The 23,023-nt window shown below is 71.1% G+C and carries 23 protein-coding genes; 17 read left to right on the top strand and 6 right to left on the bottom strand.

Going from position 1 to position 23,023, the window contains the following annotated elements:
* The first annotated feature begins 41 nt into the window (after window positions 1-41).
* Both ACZ52C_RS24500 and ACZ52C_RS24495 read left to right on the top strand, forming a co-directional pair.
* A complete protein-coding gene (locus ACZ52C_RS24500; RefSeq protein WP_469076748.1) occupies window positions 42-518 on the top strand; it encodes a MarR family winged helix-turn-helix transcriptional regulator in 477 nt (158 codons plus the stop codon).
* A gap of 57 nt (window positions 519-575) precedes the next feature.
* The gene (locus tag ACZ52C_RS24495) at window positions 576-1,376 is read left to right on the top strand and encodes a S16 family serine protease (protein WP_469076747.1); all 801 of its coding nucleotides are present in this window, start codon (window positions 576-578) and stop codon (window positions 1,374-1,376) included.
* Window positions 1,377-1,451: 75 nt separating this feature from the next.
* Here ACZ52C_RS24495 and ACZ52C_RS24490 read toward each other — a convergent pair whose 3' ends face one another.
* The gene (locus ACZ52C_RS24490) at window positions 1,452-1,934 is read right to left on the bottom strand and encodes an Lrp/AsnC family transcriptional regulator (protein ID WP_179202737.1); all 483 of its coding nucleotides are present in this window, start codon (window positions 1,932-1,934) and stop codon (window positions 1,452-1,454) included.
* 122 nt (window positions 1,935-2,056) lie between these two features.
* Between ACZ52C_RS24490 and hppD the strand changes: the two genes are divergently transcribed.
* The gene (gene hppD / locus ACZ52C_RS24485) at window positions 2,057-3,229 is read left to right on the top strand and encodes a 4-hydroxyphenylpyruvate dioxygenase (protein ID WP_469076746.1); all 1,173 of its coding nucleotides are present in this window, start codon (window positions 2,057-2,059) and stop codon (window positions 3,227-3,229) included.
* Between the two features lie 158 nt (window positions 3,230-3,387).
* Here the strand turns inward: hppD and ACZ52C_RS24480 are convergent, their stop codons facing one another.
* Window positions 3,388-4,803 (bottom strand): tetratricopeptide repeat protein, encoded by a 1,416-nt coding sequence (locus tag ACZ52C_RS24480; protein WP_469076745.1) that lies wholly within the window; start codon window positions 4,801-4,803, stop codon window positions 3,388-3,390.
* A gap of 89 nt (window positions 4,804-4,892) precedes the next feature.
* Between ACZ52C_RS24480 and ACZ52C_RS24475 the strand changes: the two genes are divergently transcribed.
* A complete protein-coding gene (locus tag ACZ52C_RS24475) occupies window positions 4,893-6,299 on the top strand; it encodes an FAD-binding oxidoreductase (protein WP_469076744.1) in 1,407 nt (468 codons plus the stop codon).
* A gap of 10 nt (window positions 6,300-6,309) precedes the next feature.
* Here the strand turns inward: ACZ52C_RS24475 and ACZ52C_RS24470 are convergent, their stop codons facing one another.
* The gene (locus ACZ52C_RS24470; protein WP_469076743.1) at window positions 6,310-6,723 is read right to left on the bottom strand and encodes an SsgA family sporulation/cell division regulator; all 414 of its coding nucleotides are present in this window, start codon (window positions 6,721-6,723) and stop codon (window positions 6,310-6,312) included.
* A gap of 264 nt (window positions 6,724-6,987) precedes the next feature.
* Here ACZ52C_RS24470 and ACZ52C_RS24465 point away from each other — a divergent pair, with 264 nt between their 5' ends.
* Together ACZ52C_RS24465 and ACZ52C_RS24460 are read left to right on the top strand one after the other, a co-directional pair.
* Window positions 6,988-8,706: an RDD family protein gene (locus ACZ52C_RS24465; protein ID WP_469076742.1), complete on the top strand. Its 1,719-nt coding sequence runs from the start codon at window positions 6,988-6,990 to the stop codon at window positions 8,704-8,706.
* Window positions 8,707-8,829: 123 nt separating this feature from the next.
* Window positions 8,830-9,525 carry an RDD family protein gene (locus ACZ52C_RS24460; RefSeq protein WP_469076741.1) on the top strand — a complete coding sequence of 232 codons (696 nt, stop codon included), beginning with the start codon at window positions 8,830-8,832 and terminating at the stop codon, window positions 9,523-9,525.
* A 284-nt stretch (window positions 9,526-9,809) separates the two neighbouring features.
* Here the strand turns inward: ACZ52C_RS24460 and ACZ52C_RS24455 are convergent, their stop codons facing one another.
* On the bottom strand, window positions 9,810-10,097 hold the full coding sequence (locus ACZ52C_RS24455) for a hypothetical protein (protein WP_469076740.1): 288 nt from the start codon (window positions 10,095-10,097) through the stop codon (window positions 9,810-9,812).
* A gap of 428 nt (window positions 10,098-10,525) precedes the next feature.
* On the opposite strand from ACZ52C_RS24455, the gene ACZ52C_RS24450 reads away from it, so the two are divergent.
* Window positions 10,526-12,880, top strand: coding sequence for an immune inhibitor A domain-containing protein (locus ACZ52C_RS24450; protein WP_469076739.1), 2,355 nt, complete (start codon window positions 10,526-10,528; stop codon window positions 12,878-12,880).
* A gap of 123 nt (window positions 12,881-13,003) precedes the next feature.
* Window positions 13,004-13,357, top strand: a complete 354-nt coding sequence (locus tag ACZ52C_RS24445; RefSeq protein ID WP_045560664.1) for a hypothetical protein — start codon at window positions 13,004-13,006, stop codon at window positions 13,355-13,357.
* A gap of 22 nt (window positions 13,358-13,379) precedes the next feature.
* On the opposite strand, the gene ACZ52C_RS24440 is transcribed toward ACZ52C_RS24445, so the two are convergent.
* Complete coding sequence (locus ACZ52C_RS24440) at window positions 13,380-13,967, bottom strand: isochorismatase family protein (RefSeq protein ID WP_469076738.1); 588 nt, start codon at window positions 13,965-13,967, stop codon at window positions 13,380-13,382.
* 256 nt (window positions 13,968-14,223) lie between these two features.
* Window positions 14,224-15,552 carry a nicotinate phosphoribosyltransferase gene (locus tag ACZ52C_RS24435; RefSeq protein ID WP_469076737.1) on the bottom strand — a complete coding sequence of 443 codons (1,329 nt, stop codon included), beginning with the start codon at window positions 15,550-15,552 and terminating at the stop codon, window positions 14,224-14,226.
* A 133-nt stretch (window positions 15,553-15,685) separates the two neighbouring features.
* Between ACZ52C_RS24435 and clpS the strand changes: the two genes are divergently transcribed.
* The 9 genes from clpS to ACZ52C_RS24390 all read left to right on the top strand — a co-directional run bounded on the left by clpS (window position 15,686) and on the right by ACZ52C_RS24390 (window position 22,926).
* On the top strand, window positions 15,686-16,003 hold the full coding sequence (gene clpS / locus ACZ52C_RS24430) for an ATP-dependent Clp protease adapter ClpS (RefSeq protein ID WP_220648502.1): 318 nt from the start codon (window positions 15,686-15,688) through the stop codon (window positions 16,001-16,003).
* Window positions 16,004-16,014: 11 nt separating this feature from the next.
* Window positions 16,015-16,617, top strand: coding sequence for a DUF2017 domain-containing protein (locus ACZ52C_RS24425; protein WP_469076736.1), 603 nt, complete (start codon window positions 16,015-16,017; stop codon window positions 16,615-16,617).
* A 373-nt stretch (window positions 16,618-16,990) separates the two neighbouring features.
* Entirely contained in the window at window positions 16,991-18,436 is a 1,446-nt protein-coding gene (locus tag ACZ52C_RS24420) for an amino acid permease (RefSeq protein ID WP_469076735.1), read from the top strand.
* Between the two features lie 99 nt (window positions 18,437-18,535).
* Window positions 18,536-18,958 carry a M67 family metallopeptidase gene (locus tag ACZ52C_RS24415; protein ID WP_045560658.1) on the top strand — a complete coding sequence of 141 codons (423 nt, stop codon included), beginning with the start codon at window positions 18,536-18,538 and terminating at the stop codon, window positions 18,956-18,958.
* Between the two features lie 88 nt (window positions 18,959-19,046).
* Window positions 19,047-20,114, top strand: a complete 1,068-nt coding sequence (locus tag ACZ52C_RS24410; RefSeq protein WP_469076734.1) for a LacI family DNA-binding transcriptional regulator — start codon at window positions 19,047-19,049, stop codon at window positions 20,112-20,114.
* A gap of 105 nt (window positions 20,115-20,219) precedes the next feature.
* Window positions 20,220-20,315 (top strand): putative leader peptide, encoded by a 96-nt coding sequence (locus ACZ52C_RS24405; RefSeq protein WP_309474684.1) that lies wholly within the window; start codon window positions 20,220-20,222, stop codon window positions 20,313-20,315.
* 115 nt (window positions 20,316-20,430) lie between these two features.
* Entirely contained in the window at window positions 20,431-20,709 is a 279-nt protein-coding gene (locus tag ACZ52C_RS24400) for a MoaD/ThiS family protein (protein WP_013003250.1), read from the top strand.
* A 6-nt stretch (window positions 20,710-20,715) separates the two neighbouring features.
* Window positions 20,716-21,666 carry a PLP-dependent cysteine synthase family protein gene (locus tag ACZ52C_RS24395; RefSeq protein ID WP_086798498.1) on the top strand — a complete coding sequence of 317 codons (951 nt, stop codon included), beginning with the start codon at window positions 20,716-20,718 and terminating at the stop codon, window positions 21,664-21,666.
* 507 nt (window positions 21,667-22,173) lie between these two features.
* Window positions 22,174-22,926 (top strand): MBL fold metallo-hydrolase, encoded by a 753-nt coding sequence (locus ACZ52C_RS24390; RefSeq protein WP_469076733.1) that lies wholly within the window; start codon window positions 22,174-22,176, stop codon window positions 22,924-22,926.
* Window positions 22,927-23,023: the final 97 nt, after the last annotated feature.

Here is a 23,023-nt window from a genome sequence, read left to right as displayed (position 1 = left end):
TTCCGTGAGGGGTGCGATGGGGCGTGGAAGACAATGAGCCCGTGACCGAGACCAATGAGCCGCTGCCGCCCGAGGTGCTCGCCGGGCGGCTGTCCGAGGTGTTCGCCGTCCTGGGGCCGCTCTACCGGCGGACGACCCGCGCACTGGAGCTGAAGGAACGGAAGGAGGGCTTCCCGGTCGGCGTACGCGCGGTCCTGGAGCTGTTGCGTATGGCCGGGCGGCCGATGACCGTGCCGCAGATGGGGCGCACACTCGCGCTGAGCAGGCAGTTCGTGCAGCGGATGGTCAACGAGGCGGCCGGGCGGGACCTCGTCGAGGCCATCCCCAACCCCGCCCACCAGCGCTCCTCCCTGATCCGGCTGACCGACACCGGCCGTACGACCATCGACGCGCTGGTCGCCCGGGAGAGCGCGCTGCTGAAGCAGACCGGAGGCGAGCTGACGGCGGCCGACGTCGACTCCTGCGTACGGGTGCTGACGCAGCTCCTCGCGCTCTTCGAGGACGTGGACGTCAACTGAGGCCCCGCGGCGCCACCGCCCCCTGGCCGGAAGTGCCCCTCACGTTAGATTGATCCCGTGCTCTCTCGTCTCTCCAGCCTTTCGCGTCCCGTCGCCGTAGCCATCAGCGCCCTGCCGGTGGTGGGGCTGCTCGTCACGGTGGCGCTCGCGCCGCTGCCGTTCTCCGTGGCGCAGCCGGGGATGACGGCGAACGTGCTCGGCGAGAACAAGGGCGAGCCGGTGATCACGATCAACGGCGCGCAGGCCCGGAAGACCAGCGGTCAGCTGCGGATGACGACGATCGAGGCGACGGGACCGGACGCCCGCGTCGGCCTCGGCGATGTGCTCGACGGCTGGTTCCGCACCGACCAGGCCGTCATGCCGCGCGAGGCGGTCTACCCGAGCGGCGACACCACCGAGGAGATCCAGGAGCACAACGAGGCCGAGATGAAGGAGTCCCAGGACACCGCCACCGAGGCCGCGCTCGCCTACCTCGGCGAGGACTCCGGGGACGTCGAGGTCACCCTGCGGCTCGCCGACGTCGGCGGCCCCAGCGCGGGGCTGCTCTTCTCCCTCGGGATCATCGACAAGCTCGACGGCGACGGCAGCGGGGGCGACCTCACGGGCGGCCGGGTCATCGCCGGGACGGGGACCATCGACACCTCGGGCAAGGTGGGTCCGGTGGGCGGGGTCGCCCTCAAGACCCAGGCCGCCCGCCGCGACGGCGCGACCGTCTTCCTGGTCCCCGAGGCCGAGTGCTCCGACGCGAAGACCGAGCTGCCCAAGGGGCTGCGGCTCGTCCCGGTGACGACCCTGAAGGGCGCGGTCGGCTCCCTCGTCGCGCTGGAGACGGGCAAGGGGTCCGTACCGAGCTGCTGACCTGCGCCTGCCGAGGCTCCCCGGCTCGACCATGCTGAGGGGGACGGCCAGGAGGGCGGCGAAGGCGGTCCGCGATCAGCCGTCGGTGCGTTCGCGAAGGGCCTCCTGCTCCACCAGCGGGATGATCCGCAGCGGAACGGGGTTCTCCATGACGATCGCCGTGGCGGCCCGGACGATGCCGTCGAACCCGACGACCCGGTCGATCACCCGCTGGAGATCGGCGTTCGAACGGGCCACCAGCCGGCACAGCATGTCCCCGCTGCCGGTCGTCGTGTGCAGCTCCAGCACCTCCGGCACGGTCGCCAGGTGCGCCCGCACGTCCGCCCCCTGCCCCTGCCGGATCTGCAGGGTCGCGAACGCCGTGACCGGGTAGCCGAGCGCGGCCGGATCCACCTCCGGACCGAACCCGCGGATGACGCCGTTCGACTGAAGCCGGTCCAGCCGGGCCTGCACCGTGCCCCGCGCGACCCCCAGCCGCCGGGACATCTCCAGCACCCCGATCCGGGGCTCGCGTGCGAGCAGGACGATCAACCGCCCGTCCAGATGATCGATCGCCACCGGACCTCCCGAGGTGGTCATGCTGTGCGGAACAAGCCGTGAGAAGGATATATCGCTGAACAGATTGACCAGCGGATACGCCAACTGTTGCACATCTTGTGGGCGCGGAGGACTCTGCGGTCATGGCAGCCACCTCCGCGCACACACACGGCACGCACGGCACACACGACGTCCCCGGCGCCGCACGGCAGGCGGACCCCTTCCCGGTCGAGGGAATGGACGCGGTCGTCTTCGCGGTGGGCAACGCCAAACAGGCCGCCCACTACTACTCCACGGCGTTCGGCATGCGCCTCGTCGCCTACGCCGGCCCCGAGACCGGCAGCCGCGAGACGGCGAGCTACGTCCTGGAGAACGGCTCGGCCCGGTTCGTCCTCACCTCGGTCGTCAAACCCGCCACCACCTGGGGCCACTTCCTCGCCGAGCACGTCGCCGAGCACGGCGACGGCGTCGTCGACCTCGCCATCGAGGTCCCGGACGCCCGCCGCGCGTACGCCTACGCCGTCGAACACGGCGCGCGGTCCGTCACCGAGCCGTACGAGATGGAGGACGAGCACGGCACGGTGGTGCTGGCCGCGATCGCCACGTACGGCACGACCCGGCACACCCTCGTCGAGCGCGCCGGCTACGACGGGCCCTACCTCCCCGGCTACGTCGCCGCGGACCCCCTCGTCGAGCCGCCCGCCCGGCGCACGTTCCAGGCCATCGACCACTGTGTGGGCAACGTCGAACTCGGTCGCATGAACGAATGGGTGGAGTTCTACAACCGCGTCATGGGCTTCACCAACATGAAGGAGTTCGTGGGCGACGACATCGCCACCGAGTACAGCGCGCTGATGTCGAAGGTCGTGGCGGACGGCACGCTCAAGGTCAAGTTCCCCATCAACGAGCCCGCCCTCGCCAGGAAGAAGTCCCAGATCGACGAGTACCTGGAGTTCTACGGCGGCGCGGGCGTCCAGCACATCGCGCTCAACACGAACGACATCGTGGGGACGGTACGGACGATGCGGGCGGCGGGTGTCGAGTTCCTCGCCACGCCGGACTCCTACTACGACACGCTGGGGGAGTGGGTCGGCGACACCCGGGTCCCCGTGGACACCCTCCGCGCATTGAAGATCCTCGCGGACCGGGACGAGGACGGGTACCTGCTGCAGATCTTCACCAAGCCGGTCCAGGACCGGCCGACGGTCTTCTTCGAGATCATCGAGCGGCACGGGTCGATGGGGTTCGGCAAGGGCAACTTCAAGGCGCTGTTCGAGGCGATCGAGAGGGAGCAGGAGAAGAGGGGGAACTTGTGAGGGCGGGGCGCCTGATGGCTCGGGGGTGCGGGTTCGTCGGCGACTGCGGCTCCGGTGGGGCTTCTCGCGCAGCTTTTAGGGGCGCGGGGAACTGCGCGAGAAACCACGAATCACCCGCACCCGCCGACGAAACACGCACCCCCACCCCCTCCCGCGCCTCACCCACCCCCCACCACATACGGATTCAACCGCCACGCCTCCTCCAGATGCCGCCGCCCCGCCGCCTCCAACCCCACCGCCCGCTCGATCACCCCCCGGTGATACGCGTACACCGCACTCCGCACCTCCCCACCCCGCGCCCGATCCGTCGCCCGCCGCGCGAACCCCAGTGCCTCCTCGTCCGCCCCGGCCCGATGCAACGCCCACCCCAGCGCATCGGCGACCCGCAACCCCGGCTGCCGCTCCCACTCCGCCCGCAGCACCCGCACCGCCTCCGCCGGATCCCCGTGGTCCGCCTCCAGCGCCCCGAGGACGAGCGACTCGTTCACCCCGCCCGCGGCGGACCGCGCCGCCAGCGTCCGCACCACGCCGTACTGCTCCCGCGCCTCCTTCGCCCGCCCCAGCGACTCGTACAACTCGCCCAGCCGCAACGCCACTTCGGCTGACGGCCGCCGCGACAGCGCCACCCGGTACGCCCGCACCGCCTCCGCCGTCCGCCCCAGCGCCGCCAGCGCACGCCCCCGGCACGCGTCGGCCTCCGGCTCACCCCCGGCGGCGCCGGAGCCGCCGGCCTCGCAGTACCGCAACGACTGCTCCCCCTCCCCCCGCTCCCAGGCCAGCTCCCCGGCCCGGACCCACCACGCCGCACCCGCGGCCGACGGCCCCGCGGCCGACGTCTCCGTGGCCGCCGCGTCCGAGAGCGCCGCGGCCGCGTCCTCGCGCGCCCCCTGGTCCCAGTGCACCCGCGCCGCCCGCGCCCTGGCCGCCGGCCCGGAGTCGACGGCGAGCATCCGGTCGGCGGTCGCGCGGGCGGCCTTGTACCGGCCGAGCCCGTCGTACGCGTCGATGAGCAGGGCGTACGCGGTCCAGCGCCCCGGCGCCACCCGTACGGCCTCCTCGCCCAGGCGTTTCGCCGCCCGGAAGTCCCGGCGGGCGACCGCGAGGGCGGTGAGGCCTTCGAGGGCGTCCGCGTTGCCGCTCGGCCGGAGCCGCAGCGAGGTCCGCAGGGCGCGTTCGGCCCGGGGGTGGTCCATGACGCCACCGGTCCGGCGGGCCCGTTCGACGTACGCCACGCCGAGCACCGCCCACGAGACATGGTCACGCGGCCGGGCCCGCACCCGCGCCTCCCGCTCCCGCACGGTCGCCGCCACGTCGGGCAGCGCGGCAGGCACCCCGGGGAGCAGCCGGGCAGCCGGAACGGCCCCCGCCCGCCGCCCCTCGGGCCCGGCCACGCCCACCACCCGCGCCTCTCGCCCGCCGCCCCCGTCGTCACCCCCGTCCGGCGGCACCACCATCAGCACACCCCCGAGCACGAAACACCCGACGACGGCCCAGACCACCCGCCACCCCTGCCCGGTGGCCCGCCACCCGGCGGGCCACCGCCGCACCGCCCGCTGCTCGTTCTCCACAGACATGCCGTCACTGTGCGTCAATACGACGACCACATCCCGCACCCGAACGCTCGCGCCGACGGGTTCACACCGATGGCCGCGAGTGCGAACCTGTGATCATGAGCCGTATCCAAGCCCCGTCCGACGAGACGACCGGCAACCTCGTCGACCGACTGCTCAGCGGCCTGCCGCCGGAGGCGGTCCTCGTCGATCAGGACGTCACCACCTCCTACGCCAACGACATGGCGAGCTTCTGCGAGGCCGGTGTCCCCGCGGTCGTCGTCCTGCCCCGGACCGTCGAACAGGTGCAGCACGTCATGCGGACCGCCACCGCACTACGCGTCCCGGTGGTCCCGCAGGGCGCCCGCACCGGCCTCTCCGGCGGCGCCAACGCCTCCGAGGGCTGCATCGTGCTGTCCCTGACGAAGATGGACCGGATCCTCGAGATCAACCCGGTCGACCGCATCGCCGTCGTCGAACCCGGCGTCGTCAACGCCGCCCTCTCCCGGGCGGTCAACGAACACGGCCTCTGCTACCCGCCGGACCCCTCCAGCTGGGAGATGTGCACGATCGGCGGCAACATCGGCACGGCCTCCGGCGGCCTGTGCTGCGTGAAGTACGGGGTGACCGCCGAGTACGTCCTCGGCCTGGACGTCGTGCTCGCCGACGGCCGGCTGATGTCCACCGGCAGGCGCACCGCGAAGGGCGTCGCCGGCTACGACCTCACCCGGCTCTTCGTCGGCTCGGAGGGCTCGCTCGGCATCGTCGTCCGCGCGACCCTCGCCCTCAAGCCGCAGCCGCCCCAGCAGCTGGTGCTGGCGGCGGAGTTCGCGTCGGCGGCCGCCGCCTGCGACGCGGTGTGCCGGATCATGGCCGGCGGGCACGTCCCGTCGCTGCTCGAACTCATGGACCGTACGACGGTGAAGGCCGTCAACGACCTCGCGCACATGGGGCTGCCGGAGACCACCGAGGCGCTGCTGCTCGCCGCCTTCGACACCCCGGACCCGGCCGCCGACCTCGCCGCCGTCGGCGCGCTCTGCGAGGCGGCGGGCGCCACCCAGGTCGTCCCGGCGGACGACGCGGCCGAGTCCGAACTGCTGCTCCAGGCACGGCGGTTGTCGCTCACCGCGCTGGAGGCGGTGAAGGGCACGACGATGATCGACGACGTGTGCGTGCCGCGCTCCAGGCTCGGCGAGCTGCTCGACGGCGTCGACCGCATCGCCGAGAAGTACGACCTGACCATCGGGGTCTGCGCACACGCCGGCGACGGCAACACGCACCCCACGGTCTGCTTCGACGCGGCGGACCCCGACGAGTCCCGGCGCGCCCGCGAGTCCTTCGACGAGATCATGGCCCTCGGTCTGGAACTCGGCGGCACGATCACCGGCGAGCACGGGGTGGGCATCCTGAAGAAGGAGTGGCTGGCCCGGGAGATCGGCCCGGTGGGCATGGAGATGCAGCGGGCGGTGAAGTCCGTCTTCGACCCGTTGGGCATCCTCAACCCGGGCAAGCTGTTCTGACGCCCTCCCCTCACTGGGCGAGCAGTTGGGCCAGGCCGTCGTCGATGCCCAGCATGTCGAACTCCGCGCCCGGCGGGACCAGCCGCAGGGTCCGCTCCAGCCAGGCCGACACCGCGGCGGCGGGCGCCTCGAGCAGCGCGTCCCCGTCCGGTGAGCTGAGCGCCATCAGGACGACGCTGCGGCCCGACACCTTCGTCGGCCACACCCGCACGTCCCCGTGCCCGCACGGCCGGAACACCCCCTCGACGAGCAGCTCCCGCGCGAACGTCCAGTGCACCGGCCGGTCGGAGTTGACGTGGAAGGTGATGTGGACGGCGTACGGGTCGTCGCCGCGGTAGGCCAGCTTGGCCGGCACGGGGACGCTGCGCTCGGGCGACAGGACGAGTCTGAGCTCCAGCTCGCGCTCCACGACGGTGTGCCGCATGGTGATCGTTCCTCTCTCGTGGCGGGGCCCGTGGGCGGGCCCGTACGAGTGAGAGGGGCCAGGGCCCCGAAGCATTACGCGGGTTCGCGAAACTTTTTTCCGACGAGTCCACCGACCCTCCTGCCGCGTCCGGCGGGCCGCCGCGCCCGTAGCAGATCCGTGCGCGAATGGGGCGGGTCCGGAGGCAGCGGTCATGGACCGTGCCGACGTCTGGTAGATCTGGATGCCTCCACCCAACCCACGAGCAGATACGGGACGACGGACATGAGCGCCCCAACCCCGGCCCCCGGTGACGACAGGCCCCGCGAAGGGTATTACCCGGACCCGTCCATTCCTGGATATGTCCGGTACTGGAACGGTGCCGCCTGGGTGCCGGGTACGAGCCGTCCGGCGCCCTCCGACGGTGAGCCGCTCGCCCCGCCGCCCGGCTCCGGCTCGTCCGGCGCCGTGGAGGAGACGGGCCCGCACTTCTTCGACGAGGACCCCGCGGGCGACGCGGCCAGGGCGGCCGCCGACCACAACGCCCTGCACGGCTCCCGCCCCGAGCCCGCCTCCGCGTGGGGCGCCGACCGCTCCCGCCAGACCGGCTTCGGCGGCGACAAGGACCGCCGGGTGTCCTGGGGTTCCGCCCCCGGCGCCGACCCGCGCCTCTCCCTCTCGGCCGGTACGGCCGACACGACCGGCACGGGGGATGCGGGTGGCTCCGCCGACGGCGGCGGTGGCCCGGCCGGCCCCACCGGCGCCGCGGGGTTCGGTGACCCCGGCGCCGCGGGGTTCGGTGACCCCGGCCGTACGGCGAGCGCCGACGGCACGGCCACCATCCCGCCGGCGGACGACGAGGCCGGGTCCACACCGGGCACGGTGCTCTTCCGGCGACCGAACAGCTCCGGGCCCCCGGAGGCGGCCGCCGGCCCGGAACCCGCCCCGACGGACGGCACGATGACGTTCCGTCCGTCCTCCTCGCGCGCGGGACAGCAGGACGGTGCGGCCCCCGCGGCCCCCGCCGCTTTCGGCGCGCACCTGTCCCCGGCCCAGGTCGCCGCCCAGCAGGCCCTGGGCCTGGCCCCGCAGCCCTCCTCTCCCACGTCGGCACCGTCCGGACCGCAGGACCTTCCGGTGCCGCAGCAGGGTCCGCAGTCGGGCGGCACGGCCCCGGCGGCAGCGGCCTCCGTTCCGGCTCCCTCGGCGGTCGCCCCGGCGGCCCCTGCCGCCCCGGCCCCGCAGCAGCCCGCGTTCGGCGGCGCCTTCCCACCTGCCCCGCAGGCCGCCCAGACCCCGTCCCCGCAGGCCGCCGCCCCGCCGCTCACGCCGGGTGTGCCCCAGCAGCCCGCGGCCCCGCAGTCCGCCGACACCCCCATGGCCGTCGGCATCGGCGGCGGGCAGCCCTCCTGGGCCCAGCAGGTGCACCGGCTGGCCGGGGGAGACGGAGAGCAGCCGGTCGCGCCGTGGAAGCCGGTCGTCGAGGACCCGTTCCAGGCGGCCGCGCGCCGGCAGGCCGAGGCCAGGCCCGCGGGGCTCGGCAGACGGCTGGCCGCCCGGCTGGTGGACAGCCTGGTCGTCGGCGGCGTCACGGCCGTGGCGGCCGTGCCGTTCGGCGGCAAGGCGGTCGACCACATCGACGAGAAGATCGACGCGGCCAAGCTCTCCGGCGAGAAGGTCACCGTCTGGCTGGTCGACGGCACGACCTCCGTCTACCTGGGCATCATCCTGGGCGTCCTGTTCCTCGTCAGCGCCGCGTACGAGGTGCTGCCCACCGCCAAGTGGGGCCGCACCCTCGGCAAGCGGCTGTTCGGCATCGAGGTCCGGGACATCGAGGGCCACGAGCCCCCGTCGTTCATGGGCTCCCTGCGCCGCTGGCTCGTCCACACCGTCTCCGGGCTGCTCGGCATCGGCGTGGTCGGTGTCCTGTGGTGCGTGTGGGACAAGCCGTGGCGCCAGTGCTGGCACGACAAGGCGGCCCACACCTTCGTGGCGGGCGACTAGGGGCTGTCCGGGGCGGCACCGCGGGCACCGGACCGCCGCCCCCGGACCGCCGCCCCCGGGCCCCGTACTCCGGACGGCCCCGTGCCGGATGCGGAGCCGGGGGGTTCGCGGTCGACTCGGGCCATGAGTACCGAACCGCCGCCCTCCGGCTCCGGTCAGTCACCCGACGACGATCCGTTCAGGAAGCAGCAGCCACCACCGTCACAGGGCGGCGGCTCCCCGTACGACCCCCCGCCCCAGCAGCCGCCGTACGGCGGTCAGCCGCCCCCTGGCGGCCAGCCGCCTCCCTACGGCGGGGGTCCCTACGACGGCGGTCCGTACGGTGGTGACCCCTACGGCGGCCGTCCCTACCCCAACGACCCCCTCTCCGGCATGCCGCCGCTCGCCGACAGCGGGAAGCGGGTGCTCGCGCGGATCATCGACATGATCCTGGTGGGGATCGTGGTGGGGCTGCTGGCCTTGGCGTTCCGGATCAGCCAGTACACGGTGGACTCGGACGACTTCGAGTTCGGCAAGTCCTTCGCCCAGGAGGCGCTCGCGGCGGTCCTCTACATCGCCTACGACACGTACTTCTCCGTCAAGAACGGCCAGACCCTCGGCAAGAGGCTGCTGAAGCTGCGGGTGGCGAACCTCGACGACGGCTCCACGCCCTCCGTGCAGACCGCGCTGATCCGCGCGGCCGTGCTGTGGATCCCCTTCGCCTTCTGCTGCGCCTGCATCTGGACGGCGATCGCGGGCGGCTGGAGCTTCTTCGACAAGCCCTACAAACAGGGTCTGCACGACAAGGCGGCCAAGACGGTGGTGGTCAGCACCGCTTGAGCGGGCCGGTCGAGGGATCGGTCGCGCGGGCCGGTCGAGGAATCGGTTCGTGCGGGCCGGTCGAGGGGATCGGTTCGTGCGGGCCGGTCGAGGGGATCGGTTCGTGCGGGCCGGTCGAGGGGATCGGTTCGTGCGGGCCGGTCGAGAAGATCGGTTCGTGCGGGCCGGTCGAGCGGATCGGTTCGTGCGGGCCGGTCGAGCGCGGGGGCGCACACACGACGACGGCGGGTCCGTGAACCACGGGCCCGCCGAAGCGTTTCAGCACACTGTCACCCAGTGCCGGGTCAGGAACCCATCCGCTCATGCACGCGTTCCCGTACGGCCTGGGACCGCGCGGTCACCCGGCTCCGGGCCGGGGCGGCGGCGGAGGCCTTGGAGCGCGCGGCGGCGCCGGGCGCGGACTTGGGCAGCGGCACCGTCAGCGCGACGAGCAGGCCGAGTGCCAGGGCGGACAGGGCGATCACCGCGATACCCGCGCCGGAACTCGTCTGTGACAGCAGCAGCATGGCGAGGGTGGACAGGATCACGGTGCAGGAGCCGTAGGCGAGCTGTGCGGTCGTCGGACGAGGCATGGCAATCGTGTCCTCGGAGTGGGAATCGAAGGTGAAGCAATGCGGTCGGCTTGGCTTCTGCCGACCTCCGGCGCTCCGCCAATCGACTCTATTCGCCAGGGTGCCCGAGTGGAACGACGGGTAAGCGTGACCTGACACACGGTGCCGGGTGCACAGGGGGCGCACGGATTCATGGGGTCCGGCAAGTGGACGCATATGCGCGCCGGTTCGAGAGGCGGGCGGGCCGCGCGCATAACGACTGGATCACGAACAAGCGCTTCCCCTGGACGCCGATAATCCACTTGACCTGTCCAAGTCAAGATCTGTTTTTTGCGTCGAAACTCCGATCGAATGGCGCCACTTGACTACACGCGTATACCGCGCGCGGACTCCTCCACGATCGGGGCCATCCCCCTTCCGCGCGAACGGTACGCGGGGGAGGAACTCAAGTGACCAGCAGACCCTGGACGTTTCGAGCGGCGGCGATCGGTGTCGCCCTCGCCACGGCCGCGGCGACCCTGTCCGCCCTCACCGTGGCGCAGGCCGCCGACACCGCGTCGGCGGCGTCCGTCGACCGGCACGACCCGTCGGACCACCAGCACGCCGGCGAGCACGACCTCGAAGGCCCCCTGAGCAGGACCCAGGAGGCCCAGCGCGAGGAAGCCCTTCAGCAGGTCATCTCCGGCGACGCCACGGTCAAGAACCGTGACGGCTCGCAGGTCGTCCAGCTGAAGAGCAAGAAGGGCAAGAGCAAGTACGTCGAGCTCGGCCGCGAGAAGACCGACAAGATCTTTACGATCCTCGTCGAGTTCGGCGACCAGGTCGACAGCCGCTACGGCGGCACCGCGGGCCCGGCGCACAACCAGATAGCCAAGCCGGACCGCGCCCAGGACAACTCCACGGCCTGGCAGGCGGACTACGACCAGAAGCACTTCCAGGACCTGTACTTCGGCACCGGCAAGAAGACCGAGTCGATGAAGAAGTACTACGAGAAGCAGTCCTCGGGCCGCTACTCGATCGAGGGCGAGGTCTCGGACTGGGTCAAGGTCCCCTACAACGAGGCCCGCTACGGCAACAACAAGTGCGGCCAGACCAACTGCTCCAGCGTGTGGAACGTGGTCAGTGACGGTCTCACGTCCTGGGTCGCCCAGCAGAAGGCAGCGGGGCGCACCGACGCGGAGATCAAGGCCGACGTCGCCGAGTTCGACCAGTGGGACCGCTACGACTTCGACGGCGACGGCGACTTCAACGAGCCGGACGGCTACGTCGACCACTTCCAGATCGTGCACGCCGGTGAGGACGAGTCCGCGGGCGGCGGCGCGCAGGGCGAGGACGCCATCTGGGCGCACCGCTGGTACGCGTTCGGCACCGACGCGGGCGCGACGGGTCCTTCGGACAACAAGCTCGGCGGCGCCAAGATCGGTGACACCGGCATCTGGGTCGGCGACTACACCATCCAGCCGGAGAACGGCGGACTCGGTGTCTTCGCCCACGAGTACGGCCACGACCTCGGTCTGCCGGACCACTACGACACCGCCGGCGGTGACAACTCCACCGGCTTCTGGACCCTGATGTCCTCCGGTTCCTGGCTCGGCACCGGCAAGGAGGCCATCGGCGACCTGCCCGGCGACATGACCGCCTGGGACAAGCTGCAGCTCGGCTGGCTGAACTACGACACGGCGAAGGCCGCGACGAAGTCGAAGCACAAGCTCGGGGTGGCGGAGTACAACACCAAGGACAAGCAGGCCCTGGTGGTGGAGCTCCCGAAGAAGGAGGTCACCACCGAGATCGTCGAGCCGGCGCAGGGGTCGACCCAGTGGTGGAGCGGCAGCGGTGACAACCTCTCCAACACGCTGACCCGTTCCGTGGACCTCACGGGCAAGTCCTCGGCCGCGCTGACCCTGGACGGCTGGTACGACATCGAGGCCGAGTTCGACTACCTCTACACCGAGGTGTCGACCGACGGCGGCGCCAACTGGACCGCCGTCGACGGCACGGTGGACGGCGCGGCGATCCCGCGCGACGCCAGCGGCAAGCCCGCGTTGACCGGTTCCTCCGCCGCGTACAAGAAGCTGTCGTACTCCCTGGACGCCTACGCGGGCCAGAAGTTCGACCTCCGCTTCCGCTACCAGACGGACGGCGGCGTGGCCCCGAAGGGCTTCGCGGCCGACGCGATCACGGTGACCGCCGACGGCTCCGCCGTCTTCTCGGACGACGCGGAGAGCGCGGACGCGGCCTGGACCGCCAAGGGCTTCTCCCGCGTCGGGGCTTCGTTCGCCAAGGAGTACGCGCAGTACTACATCGCCGAGAACCGTCAGTACGTGTCGTACGACAAGACCCTGAAGGTCGGCCCGTACAACTTCGGCTTCTCGACCACGCGTCCGTCCTGGGTGGAGCACTTCCCCTACCAGAACGGTCTGTTGATCTGGAAGTGGGACACCTCGCAGGCGGACAACAACACCAGCGTGCACCCCGGTACGGGTCTCGTCCTGCCGGTCGACTCGCACCCGGCGGCGCTGAAGTGGGCCGACGGCACGGTGATGCGCAGCCGGATCCAGTCCTACGACTCGCCCTTCAGCCTCTACCGCACGGACGGTCTGAAGCTGCACAAGGCGGACGTGCTGACGAGGATCCCGTCGTCGAAGGGTGTGTCCACGTTCAACGACCGGACCAGCACCTACTACGACGAGGCGACCCCGCTCGCCGGTGTCAAGATCACTGACACCAACACCAAGATCAAGATCGTCAAGGAGGCCGAGGACGGCTCCACGATCTCGGTCCAGGTCGGCCCCGCGGTGAAGTAAACAGTATTTCCGCAGGTCAGAGCATGTTCGGCCGTGACCCTCTTGGCGGGTCGCGGCCGGACGTGTTTAGGTGCGTGGTGTGGCCTTCTTATTGACACTGACGCGCACGGGGGTGTGACCTGCATGGCCGCAGGAGGTTTCTGCAAACTGCCGGACGGCAATGTCGTCGTCGCCCTGAACCTGCCCGGGGCGACCACTCCGGGCACGCCGTGGGCGCCGCCGGACGACGGCTCCGTCCGGGTGCTCGTCCTGGCCGCGAACCGCGCCAGGGCCCTGACCCGCCTGCGTAACCTGGGCATGCGAGCGATCTACCTCCGCGGCAACGCGGCGCCCCCGACCCTGGACGAGATCACGGCCGTCCTGCACCACCCGGACGGCCTGATATGGCGCACGTCCCGGGTCTGCCCGGCCTCGACGACCCCGGAGCTGTGGCACCCGATCAGAGCGCTGCTGAGGAGGCCGACGGTGCGGGTGTGACCCGGCAGAGCCCCCTCGGGGGCTACACGACCGGCTTGCCCGACAGCTCCACGCCCGCCTCGCGCAGCTCCTCCAGGGCCCGCTCCGTGGTCTCCTCGGCCACACCGGCGGTCAGGTCCAGCAGGACCTGGGTGCGGAAGCCCGCGCGTGCGGCGTCCAGCGCGGTGGCGCGTACGCAGTGGTCCGTGGCGATGCCGACGACGTCGACCTCGGTGATGTCACGGGCCCGGAGCCAGTCGGCGAGGGAGGTGCCGTTCTCGTCGGCGCCCTCGAAGCCGCTGTACGCCGCCTCGTACGCCCCCTTGTCGAACACGGCGTCCACCGCGCCGGAGGCGATCGCCGGGGCGAAGTTCGGGTGGAAGCCCACCCCCTCCGTGCCGGCGACGCAGTGCGCGGGCCAGGAGTGGACGTAGTCGGGGTTGTCGGAGAAGTGGCCACCGGGTGCGATGTGGTGGTCACGGGTGGCCACCACGTGCTGGTAGCCGGGACCGGCCGCCTGGCCGATCAGTTCGGTGACGGCGGCGGCCACATCGGCACCGCCGGCCACCGCGAGGCTGCCCCCCTCGCAGAAGTCGTTCTGCACGTCGACGACGATCAAGGCGCGGCGCATGGTGTCGGTGTCCTTCGACTCTTCGGTTCTCGGGTGTGGGGTGGGGACGGGATGCGGTCGGAAACTGCGAACTTCCGAGCCTAGAGACTTCGGGAGCTGTTCGGGAGGGGGCATCCGGCGCTCGCCCGATGCGCGGACCGGAGCACGGGCCCGTCGCGCGGGCGCTCGGGGGCTCGCGGTGGAGCGTGCCGGCCCCGTTCACTCCGGCTCACCCCCAGCGTGCCCCCGCTGACCCTCCCGCACGTGCCAGGGCGGCTCAGACGTACTCCGTCGGAATGACCGCCTCCCCGCGCGACAGCTGTGTCGCCGACAGCGGCAGGGCGGCCCGCGCGGTCGCGTGCCGTTCGCGCACGACGTCCAGGGGCTCCCGGGAGAGCACCCGGCCGCCCTCGATCAGCGGGACGAGCAGCTGACGCTCCTGGAGGTCGTCCGGCACCGGCCCGGTGCCGATCACCTCGGCCTCCGCCACGCCGTGCTCGTCCACCCGCCGGGCCGCCCACTTGCGGCCCCCGACGGAGGTCTTCCCGCCGCTGGACCTCTTCGCCACCGGCACCAGCGGTTCCGTGGGGTCGGCGGACTCCGCGCGGGCGACCAGCTTGTAGACCATCGAGCAGGTGGGGTGCCCGGAGCCGGTCACCAGCTGCGTCCCGACGCCGTAGGCGTCCACCGGCGCCGCCGCCAGCGAGGCGATGGCGTACTCGTCGAGGTCCGAGGTCACGATGATCCGGGTGTTCGTCGCGCCCAGCTCGTCCAGCTGCTGCCGCACCCGGTGGGCGACGAGGAGCAGATCGCCGGAGTCGATGCGCACGGCGCCCAGCTCGGGCCCGGCGATGTCCACGGCCGTGCGGACGGCCTCGGTGACGTCGTAGGTGTCGACTAGCAGCGTGGTGTCGCGGCCGAGGGAGTCCACCTGGGCCTGAAAGGCGTCCCGCTCGCGGTCGTGGAGCAGAGTGAAGGCGTGGGCGCTGGTGCCGACCGTCGGAATGCCGTAGCGGAAGCCGGCGGCCAGGTCCGAGGTGGAGGTGAAGCCGCCGACGTATGCGGCGCGCGAGGCGGCCACGGCGGCCAGCTCGTGCGTGCGCCGGGCGCCCATCTCGATCAGCGGGCGCTCCCCGGCGGCGCTGGACATCCGGGAGGCGGCGGCCGCGATCGCCGAGTCGTGGTTGAGGATGGACAGGATCACGGTCTCCAGCAGCACGCACTCCGCGAAGGTGCCCTCGACTCGCATGATCGGCGAGCCCGGGAAGTAGACCTCGCCCTCCTGGTAGCCCCACACGTCGCCGCCGAAGCGGTAGCCGGCGAGCCAGTCGAGGGTCTGCGCGTCGACGACGGAGCGTTCGCGCAGGAAGGTGAGGACGGCCGGGTCGAAACGGAAGTTCTCGACCGCGTCCAGCACCCGTCCCGTGCCGGCCACCACGCCGTACCGGCGTCCCTCCGGCAGCCGCCGGGTGAAGACCTCGAACACCGATCGCCGCTCGGCCGTGCCCGCCTTCAACGCGGCCTGCAGCATCGTGAGTTCGTAGTGGTCCGTGAAGAGCGCGGTCGAGGGGACGTCGACCGGCAAACCGAGGTCCGCAGTGTTCATGGCAAGGGATCGTACTCCCATTTCGTCAGTCTGACGATTTCTGGGGGATCTTCGTCGGGACTCCGGCGAGTCGTTTCTCGTCGGCCCAGGTCACGGGCCCGCATTTGTGCGGGCACCCCCCTGTGGTGGCAGCATGGGCCGTGTGACGGCAGCCGTACCCATGGAGATCGAGAAGACCGAGTCGGCGGAGGAGGTCTTCGCCGTACCCGAACCCGACGTGCCGTGGGTGACGATCGTCCACAACGACCCGGTGAACCTGATGAGCTACGTGACGTACGTCTTCCAGACGTACTTCGGGTACTCCAAGGACAAGGCCACCAAGCTCATGCTCGACGTCCACCACAAGGGCCGCGCGGTCGTCTCCAGCGGAACACGCGAGGAGATGGAACGCGACGTGCAGGCCATGCACGGCTACGGCCTGTGGGCCACCCTCCAGCAGGACCGGAAGTAGCGACGCACCTGATGCCAGGACAATTCGAATCGCTCCCCGGCGGCGGCGCGGCCGTCGCGCTCGACGAGGTCGAGATCTCCATCATCCGCTCGCTGGCGGTGCAGCTCCTGGAGCTGATCGGACCGGGACCGGCGGAGGACGCGGGCGACGACCCGCTCGCCGAACTCTTCGCCGAGGGCCCGAGCGAACCGCCGAAGGATCCCGTCCTGCTCCGGCTGTTCCCGGACGCCTACATCGACCCCGAGGGCACCCCGACGGCCCGGCAGGCGGAGGAGCAGCGGGCGTACTCCTCGGAGTTCCGCCGCTTCACCGAGAACGACCTGCGGGCCGGCAAGCGCGACCACGCCCTCGCGGTGATCCACTCCCTGGACGCGCTGGCCGCGGCCGGTGAGGGCGGCGCCGTGCTCAAGCTGTCGGCGGAGGAGTCCCGGCAGTGGCTCGGCTGCCTCAACGACCTGCGTCTGGCCATCGGCTCCCGGCTCGACGTCGTCGACGAGGAGGACACCGACCTCCTCTACCGGCTCCCGGACGAGGACCCGCGCAAGCCGATGGTGATGGCGTACCTGTGGCTGGGCGGCCTCCAGGACTCGCTCGTCGCGACCTTGATGGCCTGAGTCCCTTCCAGGGCCCCTTCCATCCCCCTTTCGTTTGGTTTCGGGGCCCTCCGGATTCGTTCCGTGTTCGCTCAGAGGACACTCAAATCCGGATAACGATCGTGTCACCGCACCCGCGAGGGATGCCCTCGCGGGTGTTCTTTGTCCGCTTCTCCCTGTGCCGTGCGCCACACGACGTCCGGCCGATCACTGTTGCGGCCGTGTTAAATCTTCCAGACCGCCCGACGGACGCCACCCATGTCCGCTCGGGTGCGCCACCGAGTCGGCCATCGCCGACCAGGCACAGCTCCATCACATCCGGGGGGATCGGAACCCGATCCGGGGTCGACGAACGGCTCGGATCGGCCCAGCGTGGAGAAAGGCGCACCACACAATGACCTCCGCTCAGGTCAGCAAGAACGGCGACGAAGCCGTACGCGGCGACGCACCCGAAGAGGGGTACGAGCGCGGGCTCGGCAGCCGTCAGGTCCAGATGATCGCGATCGGCGGCGCCATCGGCGTCGGCCTCTTCCTGGGAGCCGGGGCGAACATCGCCAAGGCCGGCCCCAGCCTGATCTTCATGTACGCCCTCGCCGGCGTCATCATCTTCTTCATCATGCGGGCGCTCGGCGAGCTGCTGCTCTACCGCCCGGTCTCGGGCTCCTTCGCGGAGTACTCCCGCGAGTTCCTCGGCCCGTTCTTCGGCTACTTCACCGGCTGGACGTACTGGCTGATGTGGGTCGTCACCGGCATGGCCGAACTCACGGCCGCCGCGATCTACGTCAACTACTGGTGGCCGGAGATCCCGCGGTGGGTCACCGCCCTGGTCTTCCTGGTGGTCCTGTTCGCCGCCAACCTGATCTCGGTGAAGATCTTCGGCGAGATCGAGTTCTGGTTCTCGATGGTCAAGGTCACCGCCCTGATCGGCATGATCGTGATCGGCCTCGGCGTCCTCACCTTCGGCTTCAGCGCCGCCGGTGACACCGCCGCCGTCTCCAACCTCTGGGCCTTCGACGGCTTCTTCCCCAAGGGCATCGGCTCCTCCCTGATGACCCTCCAGGGCGTGATGTTCGCCTACCTCGCCGTCGAGCTGGTCGGTGTCACGGCCGGCGAGTCGGAGAACCCGGAGAAGACCCTCCCCAAGGCGATCAACACCCTGCCCTGGCGGATCGCGCTCTTCTACGTCGGTGCCCTCACCGTCATCCTCTGCGTGGTCAAGTGGACCGAGTTCGCGCCCGGTGTGAGCCCCTTCGTCGCCGCCTTCGCCAAGATCGGCATCCCGGCCGGAGCGGCCATCGTCAACTTCGTCGTGCTGACGGCGGCCCTGTCCTCCTGCAACTCGGGCATGTACTCCACCGGCCGTATGCTCCGCACCCTCGCGGACAACGGCGAGGCCCCGCGCGTCTTCAGCAAGCTCTCGTCGACGAAGACCCCGGCGTTCGGCATCACCGTCTCCGTGCTCTTCATGGGCATCGGCGTGATCCTGAACTACATCGTCCCGGAGAAGGCCTTCGGCTACGTCGTCTCCGTCGCCACCGCCGCCGGCATCTGGACCTGGCTGATGATCCTGATCAGCCACGTCCTCTACCGCCGCGCGGTCGACGCCGGCCGCCTGCCCGCCTCCTCCTTCCCGGCCCCCGGCGGCGCGAAGTGCAGCTGGGTCGCCATCGTCTTCCTGCTCTTCGTCACCGGCCTCATCGCCTACGACGCCGACTCCCGCGTCTGCCTCTACGTCATGGCGGGCTGGGCCGCGGCCCTCGGCATCGGCTGGGCCGTGCTGAAGAGCCGCAACCCGGAGGTCACCGAGCGCCGCGACCCGGAGTTCGAGAAGGTCGGCTGACCCGGCACGCCCCAGGGGTGCGCGCCCCGGGTCCCAGCATGTGGGCTGTTCCGTACCACCCCCCGGTACGGAACAGCCCTTCTGCATATGCTGACGAGCATGCTGACCATCACCCAGGCCCTCGTCGACCAGATCGTCGCCCACGCGCGCAAGGACCACCCCGACGAGGCGTGCGGCGTCGTCGCCGGACCGGCCGGCTCGGACCGCCCCGAGCGCTTCATCCCGATGCTGAACGCGGCCATGTCGCCCACGTTCTACGAGTTCGACTCGGGCGACCTGCTCAAGCTCTACCGCGAGATGGACGACCGCGACGAGGAGCCGGTGGTCATCTACCACTCCCACACGGCGACCGAGGCCTACCCCTCCCGTACGGACATCTCCTACGCGAACGAGCCCGGCGCTCACTACGTCCTCGTCTCCACCGCCGACACCGACGGCCTCGGGGACTTCCAGTTCCGCTCGTACCGGATCGTCGAGGGCGAGGTCACCGAGGAGGAAGTGCGGATCGTCGACGCGTACTGAACCGTCGGCGGACCCCGTTCGCGGCTACGGTGGTCGTGCCCATGCGTACGCACGCGCACGCACCCAACGGCCCGCGACGGAGACGGTGTTGACACGACAGACGCGACGACTGCCCGGCCGGCGCCCCACCCTCGACGACGTGGCACGCGGCTCGGGGGTCTCGAAGTCCACCGTCTCGCGGGTGATCAACGGCGAGGACAAGGTGCGCGCGGAGGTCGTCGAACGGGTCCGGGAGGTCATCGACGAACTGGGCTACGTACCGAACTCCGCCGCCCGCCAGCTGGTCACCCGCCGCAACAACGCCATCGCCGTCGTCGCCAGCCAGCCGCAGAACCGCCTCTTCATCGACCCCTTCTTCGACCTCCACCTCCGCGGCATCCGCAAGGAACTGGTGGCCCACGGCGCCCAGCCCGTCCTGCTCTTCCTGGAGGAACCCGAGGAGTACCCACGGGTCGGCGACTTCCTCGGCGGCGGTCACGTCGACGGCGCCCTGCTCTTCTCCCTGCGCGCCGACGATCCGCTGCCCGGCATGATCGACCGGCTCGGCCTGCCCGCCGTCTTCGGCGGCCGGCCGCTGGTCCGCGACGGAGAGCCCGCCCACGACCGCGTGTACGTCGACGCCGACAACCGCGGCGGCGCCCGCGAGGCCGTCCGCCACCTGGTCGCCCTGGGCCGCGAGCGCGTCGCCACCATCACCGGCCCCGTCGACCAGGAGGCCTCGGCGGTCGACCGCCTGGACGGCTACCGGGACGTCCTGCCGGACGCCTCGCCCCTCCTGGTCGAACACTCCGACTACACCCGGCAGGGCGGCGTCGACGCGATGACCGCGCTCCTTCACCGCTGCCCCGACCTGGACGCCGTCTTCGTCGGCTCCGACCTCATGGCCTCCGGCGCGCTCCAGGTGCTGCGCGAGCGGGGCCGCCGCGTGCCGGACGACGTGGCCGTCGTCGGCTTCGACGACCTCGCGCCCATCGCCGAGCACACCGATCCGCCACTGACCACCGTCCACCAGGACATCGAGGGCATGGGCCGGCTGATGGCCCGCCTGCTGTTCGGCCCCACCGACGACAACCCGACGCCCGGCGGGGCGACAGCCCCCGGACCCCAGTCGTCGGTGGTCACCCCGACGCGACTCGTCGTACGGCGCTCCGCCTGAAGCCGTACGGCCGCTGAGGTGCGGCGTCTCGCTCCCCGGCCCGAAACCGTCCGGCATGTGGGATCACATTCCGGGACCCGGAGCGGGAATCGATACGATGAGCCCATGGTTCTTGACGACGTGAGCGAGAAGACGCCGGGCGCACTGCTCGTGGCGCGGCTGCACGTCGACCTGTGCAGGCTTGCCAGCGCCATCTGTTGACGCCGATCCTGCCGCCGTACGGCCGTGAGCCGCGGCGCCCTCACCCGTGTGACCACCGCGCGTCGCGCCGCCGCGCGCCCACCGCCCCGACCACTCCCGACAGGAGCCGCACACCATGGCCATCGAGGTCCGCATCCCCACCATCCTCCGCCAGTACACCGACGGTCAGAAGGCGGTGGAGGGGGCCGGTGCCACCCTCGCCGAGCTGTTCACCGACCTGGAGAGCCGCCACACGGGCATCCACGCCCGCATCGTGGACGGCGGTGAACTGCGCCGCTTCGTCAACGTCTACCTCAACGACGAGGACGTCCGCTTCCTGGAGGGCATCAACACCAAGCTGTCCGACGGCGACAACGTGACGATCCTGCCGGCGGTGGCCGGCGGCATGGCCTGATCACCCATGCGCTACGACTCCCCGCTGGCCGCGGTGGGCAACACCCCTCTGGTGTGCCTGCCGCGGCTGTCGCCGTCCGCCGACGTCCGGATCTGGGCGAAGCTGGAGGACCGCAACCCGACGGGTTCGGTCAAGGACCGGCCCGCCCTGCACATGATCGAACAGGCGGAGAAGGACGGACGGCTGACCCCCGGCTGCACGATCCTGGAGCCCACCTCGGGCAACACGGGCATCTCCCTCGCCATGGCGGCCAAGCTCAAGGGCTACCGCATGGTCTGCGTCATGCCCGAGAACACCTCACAGGAGCGGCGTGAGCTGCTCGGCATGTGGGGCGCCGAGATCATCCCGTCCCCGGCCGCAGGCGGCTCCAACACGGCCGTACGCGTCGCCAAGGAACTCTCCGCCGAGCACCCCGACTGGGTGATGCTCTACCAGTACGGCAACCCCGACAACGCGGGTGCCCACTACGCGACGACCGGCCCGGAGATCCTCGCGGACCTGCCCTCCATCACGCACTTCGTGGCGGGGCTCGGCACCACCGGCACCCTGATGGGCGTGGGCCGCTACCTCCGCGAGCAGAAGCCGGACGTCAGGATCGTCGCCGCCGAACCGCGCTACGACGACCTCGTGTACGGCCTGCGCAACCTCGACGAGGGGTTCGTGCCGGAGCTCTACGACGCGTCCGTCCTCACCACCCGCTTCTCCGTCGGCTCCGCCGACGCGGTGACGCGCACGCGGGAGCTGCTCCAGCAGGAGGGGATCTTCGCGGGCGTCTCCACGGGGGCCGCGCTGCATGCCGCGATCGGAGTCGGCAACAAGGCGGTCAAGTCCGGCGAGCCGGCCGACATCGTCTTCGTCGTCGCCGACGGCGGTTGGAAGTACCTGTCGACGGGCGTCTACACCGCCGCGACGACGGAAGAGGCCATCGAGACGTTGCAGGGCCAGCTCTGGGCATAGGGCGCCGGCGCCTCATGGCTCGGGGGCGCCTGTTTCGTCGGCGGGTGCGGGTGCGTTGTCGGGTGCGGGTGCGTGGGGGCTGGTCGCGCAGTTCCCCGCGCCCCTGAAAGACCAGGCCCCGCGCCCCTGAAAAGCACGGGGCGCAGCCCCTGCTTTTCAGGGGCGCGGGGAACTGCGCGAGAAGCCCCACGCACCCGCACCCGACAACGCACCCTCCTCACCCGCACCCGACAACGCACCCTCCTCACGCCGCCCTCGTCGCACGCGTGTGCGCCGCGAAGGCCCACCACCAGCCGAACCGGTGACAGCACAGGTGAGTTCGCCCACAACGGCCCCTGGCGGAGGAGCGACGCACCCTTTTGCGCCTTACGCTCAACGGACCGCACCACTCGTGTTGCACCCATGTCCGTCCTTCGCAACCCCGCCAACTGCAATCCGCAACCCGTCTGCACGTCACGACTGACACGACTGTCACGACTTCACGCCAGCGCGGAGGTTACAGCTCCTATGAAGCTCACCGTCGTCGGCTGCTCGGGGTCGTTCCCTTCCGCGGAATCGGCCTGCTCGAGCTACCTCGTAGAGGCCGACGGCTTCCGGCTGCTCCTCGACATGGGCAACGGTGCCCTGGGCGAGTTGCAGCGCCACTGCGGTCTCTACGACCTCGACGCGATCTTCCTCAGCCATCTGCACGCCGACCACTGCATCGACATGTGCGCGTACTTCGTCGCACGGTACTACCGGCACGACGGCGGCCGCTGCGACCCCATCCCGGTCTACGGACCCGAGGGCACCGAGCAGCGCCTGACCACGGCCTACGCCGACACCCCGTCCGCCTCCTCCATGAGCGAGGTCTTCGACTTCCACACGGTCAAGCCGAGCACGTTCGAGATCGGCCCGTTCACCGTCCACACGGAACGGGTCGCCCACCCCGTCGAGGCCTACGGCATCCGGATCGAACACGCCGGCCGGGTCCTGACGTACTCCGGGGACACCGGCGTCACCGACACCCTGGACGAACTGGCCCGCGACGCCGACCTGTTCCTGTGCGAGGCCGCCTTCACGCACGGCAAGGAGAACATCCCGGACCTCCACCTCAACGGCCGCGAGGCCGGTGAGACGGCCGCCCGGGCAGGCGCCCGCCGTCTCCTCCTCACCCATGTCCCGCCGTGGACGGACCCCCAGGTCAACCTGGTCGACGCCCGCGCGGTGTACGACGGCCCGGTGGAGCTGGCGGTGCCCAGGAGGTCGTACGAGATCTGAGGACGCCGTACGTGGTCCGAGCAGGTGTACGGATGCGAGCACGTCGTACGAGGAAGGCCCCCGGAGCGGACTCCGGGGGCCTTCCTCGTGCTCGGGG

The sequence above is a fragment of the Streptomyces sp. NPDC034049 genome, from assembly GCF_055575575.1.
Note: the sequence above shows the minus strand (reverse complement) of the source record. Positions and strands in the feature narration are given on the sequence as shown.

What these genes read in the sequence shown, in the direction of transcription:
- hppD (WP_469076746.1), top strand. Translation starts at nt 2,057, where the DNA reads ATGGCAGCCACCTCCGCGCACACACACGGCACGCACGGCACACACGAC.
- ACZ52C_RS24480 (WP_469076745.1), bottom strand. Translation starts at nt 4,803, where the DNA reads ATGTCTGTGGAGAACGAGCAGCGGGCGGTGCGGCGGTGGCCCGCCGGG.
- ACZ52C_RS24470 (WP_469076743.1), bottom strand. Translation starts at nt 6,723, where the DNA reads ATGCGGCACACCGTCGTGGAGCGCGAGCTGGAGCTCAGACTCGTCCTG.
- ACZ52C_RS24465 (WP_469076742.1), top strand. Translation starts at nt 6,988, where the DNA reads ATGAGCGCCCCAACCCCGGCCCCCGGTGACGACAGGCCCCGCGAAGGG.
- ACZ52C_RS24460 (WP_469076741.1), top strand. Translation starts at nt 8,830, where the DNA reads ATGAGTACCGAACCGCCGCCCTCCGGCTCCGGTCAGTCACCCGACGAC.
- ACZ52C_RS24455 (WP_469076740.1), bottom strand. Translation starts at nt 10,097, where the DNA reads ATGCCTCGTCCGACGACCGCACAGCTCGCCTACGGCTCCTGCACCGTG.
- ACZ52C_RS24445 (WP_045560664.1), top strand. Translation starts at nt 13,004, where the DNA reads ATGGCCGCAGGAGGTTTCTGCAAACTGCCGGACGGCAATGTCGTCGTC.
- ACZ52C_RS24440 (WP_469076738.1), bottom strand. Translation starts at nt 13,967, where the DNA reads ATGCGCCGCGCCTTGATCGTCGTCGACGTGCAGAACGACTTCTGCGAG.
- ACZ52C_RS24435 (WP_469076737.1), bottom strand. Translation starts at nt 15,552, where the DNA reads ATGAACACTGCGGACCTCGGTTTGCCGGTCGACGTCCCCTCGACCGCG.
- clpS (WP_220648502.1), top strand. Translation starts at nt 15,686, where the DNA reads ATGGGCCGTGTGACGGCAGCCGTACCCATGGAGATCGAGAAGACCGAG.
- ACZ52C_RS24425 (WP_469076736.1), top strand. Translation starts at nt 16,015, where the DNA reads ATGCCAGGACAATTCGAATCGCTCCCCGGCGGCGGCGCGGCCGTCGCG.
- ACZ52C_RS24420 (WP_469076735.1), top strand. Translation starts at nt 16,991, where the DNA reads ATGACCTCCGCTCAGGTCAGCAAGAACGGCGACGAAGCCGTACGCGGC.
- ACZ52C_RS24415 (WP_045560658.1), top strand. Translation starts at nt 18,536, where the DNA reads ATGCTGACCATCACCCAGGCCCTCGTCGACCAGATCGTCGCCCACGCG.
- ACZ52C_RS24405 (WP_309474684.1), top strand. Translation starts at nt 20,220, where the DNA reads ATGGTTCTTGACGACGTGAGCGAGAAGACGCCGGGCGCACTGCTCGTG.
- ACZ52C_RS24400 (WP_013003250.1), top strand. Translation starts at nt 20,431, where the DNA reads ATGGCCATCGAGGTCCGCATCCCCACCATCCTCCGCCAGTACACCGAC.
- ACZ52C_RS24395 (WP_086798498.1), top strand. Translation starts at nt 20,716, where the DNA reads ATGCGCTACGACTCCCCGCTGGCCGCGGTGGGCAACACCCCTCTGGTG.
- ACZ52C_RS24390 (WP_469076733.1), top strand. Translation starts at nt 22,174, where the DNA reads ATGAAGCTCACCGTCGTCGGCTGCTCGGGGTCGTTCCCTTCCGCGGAA.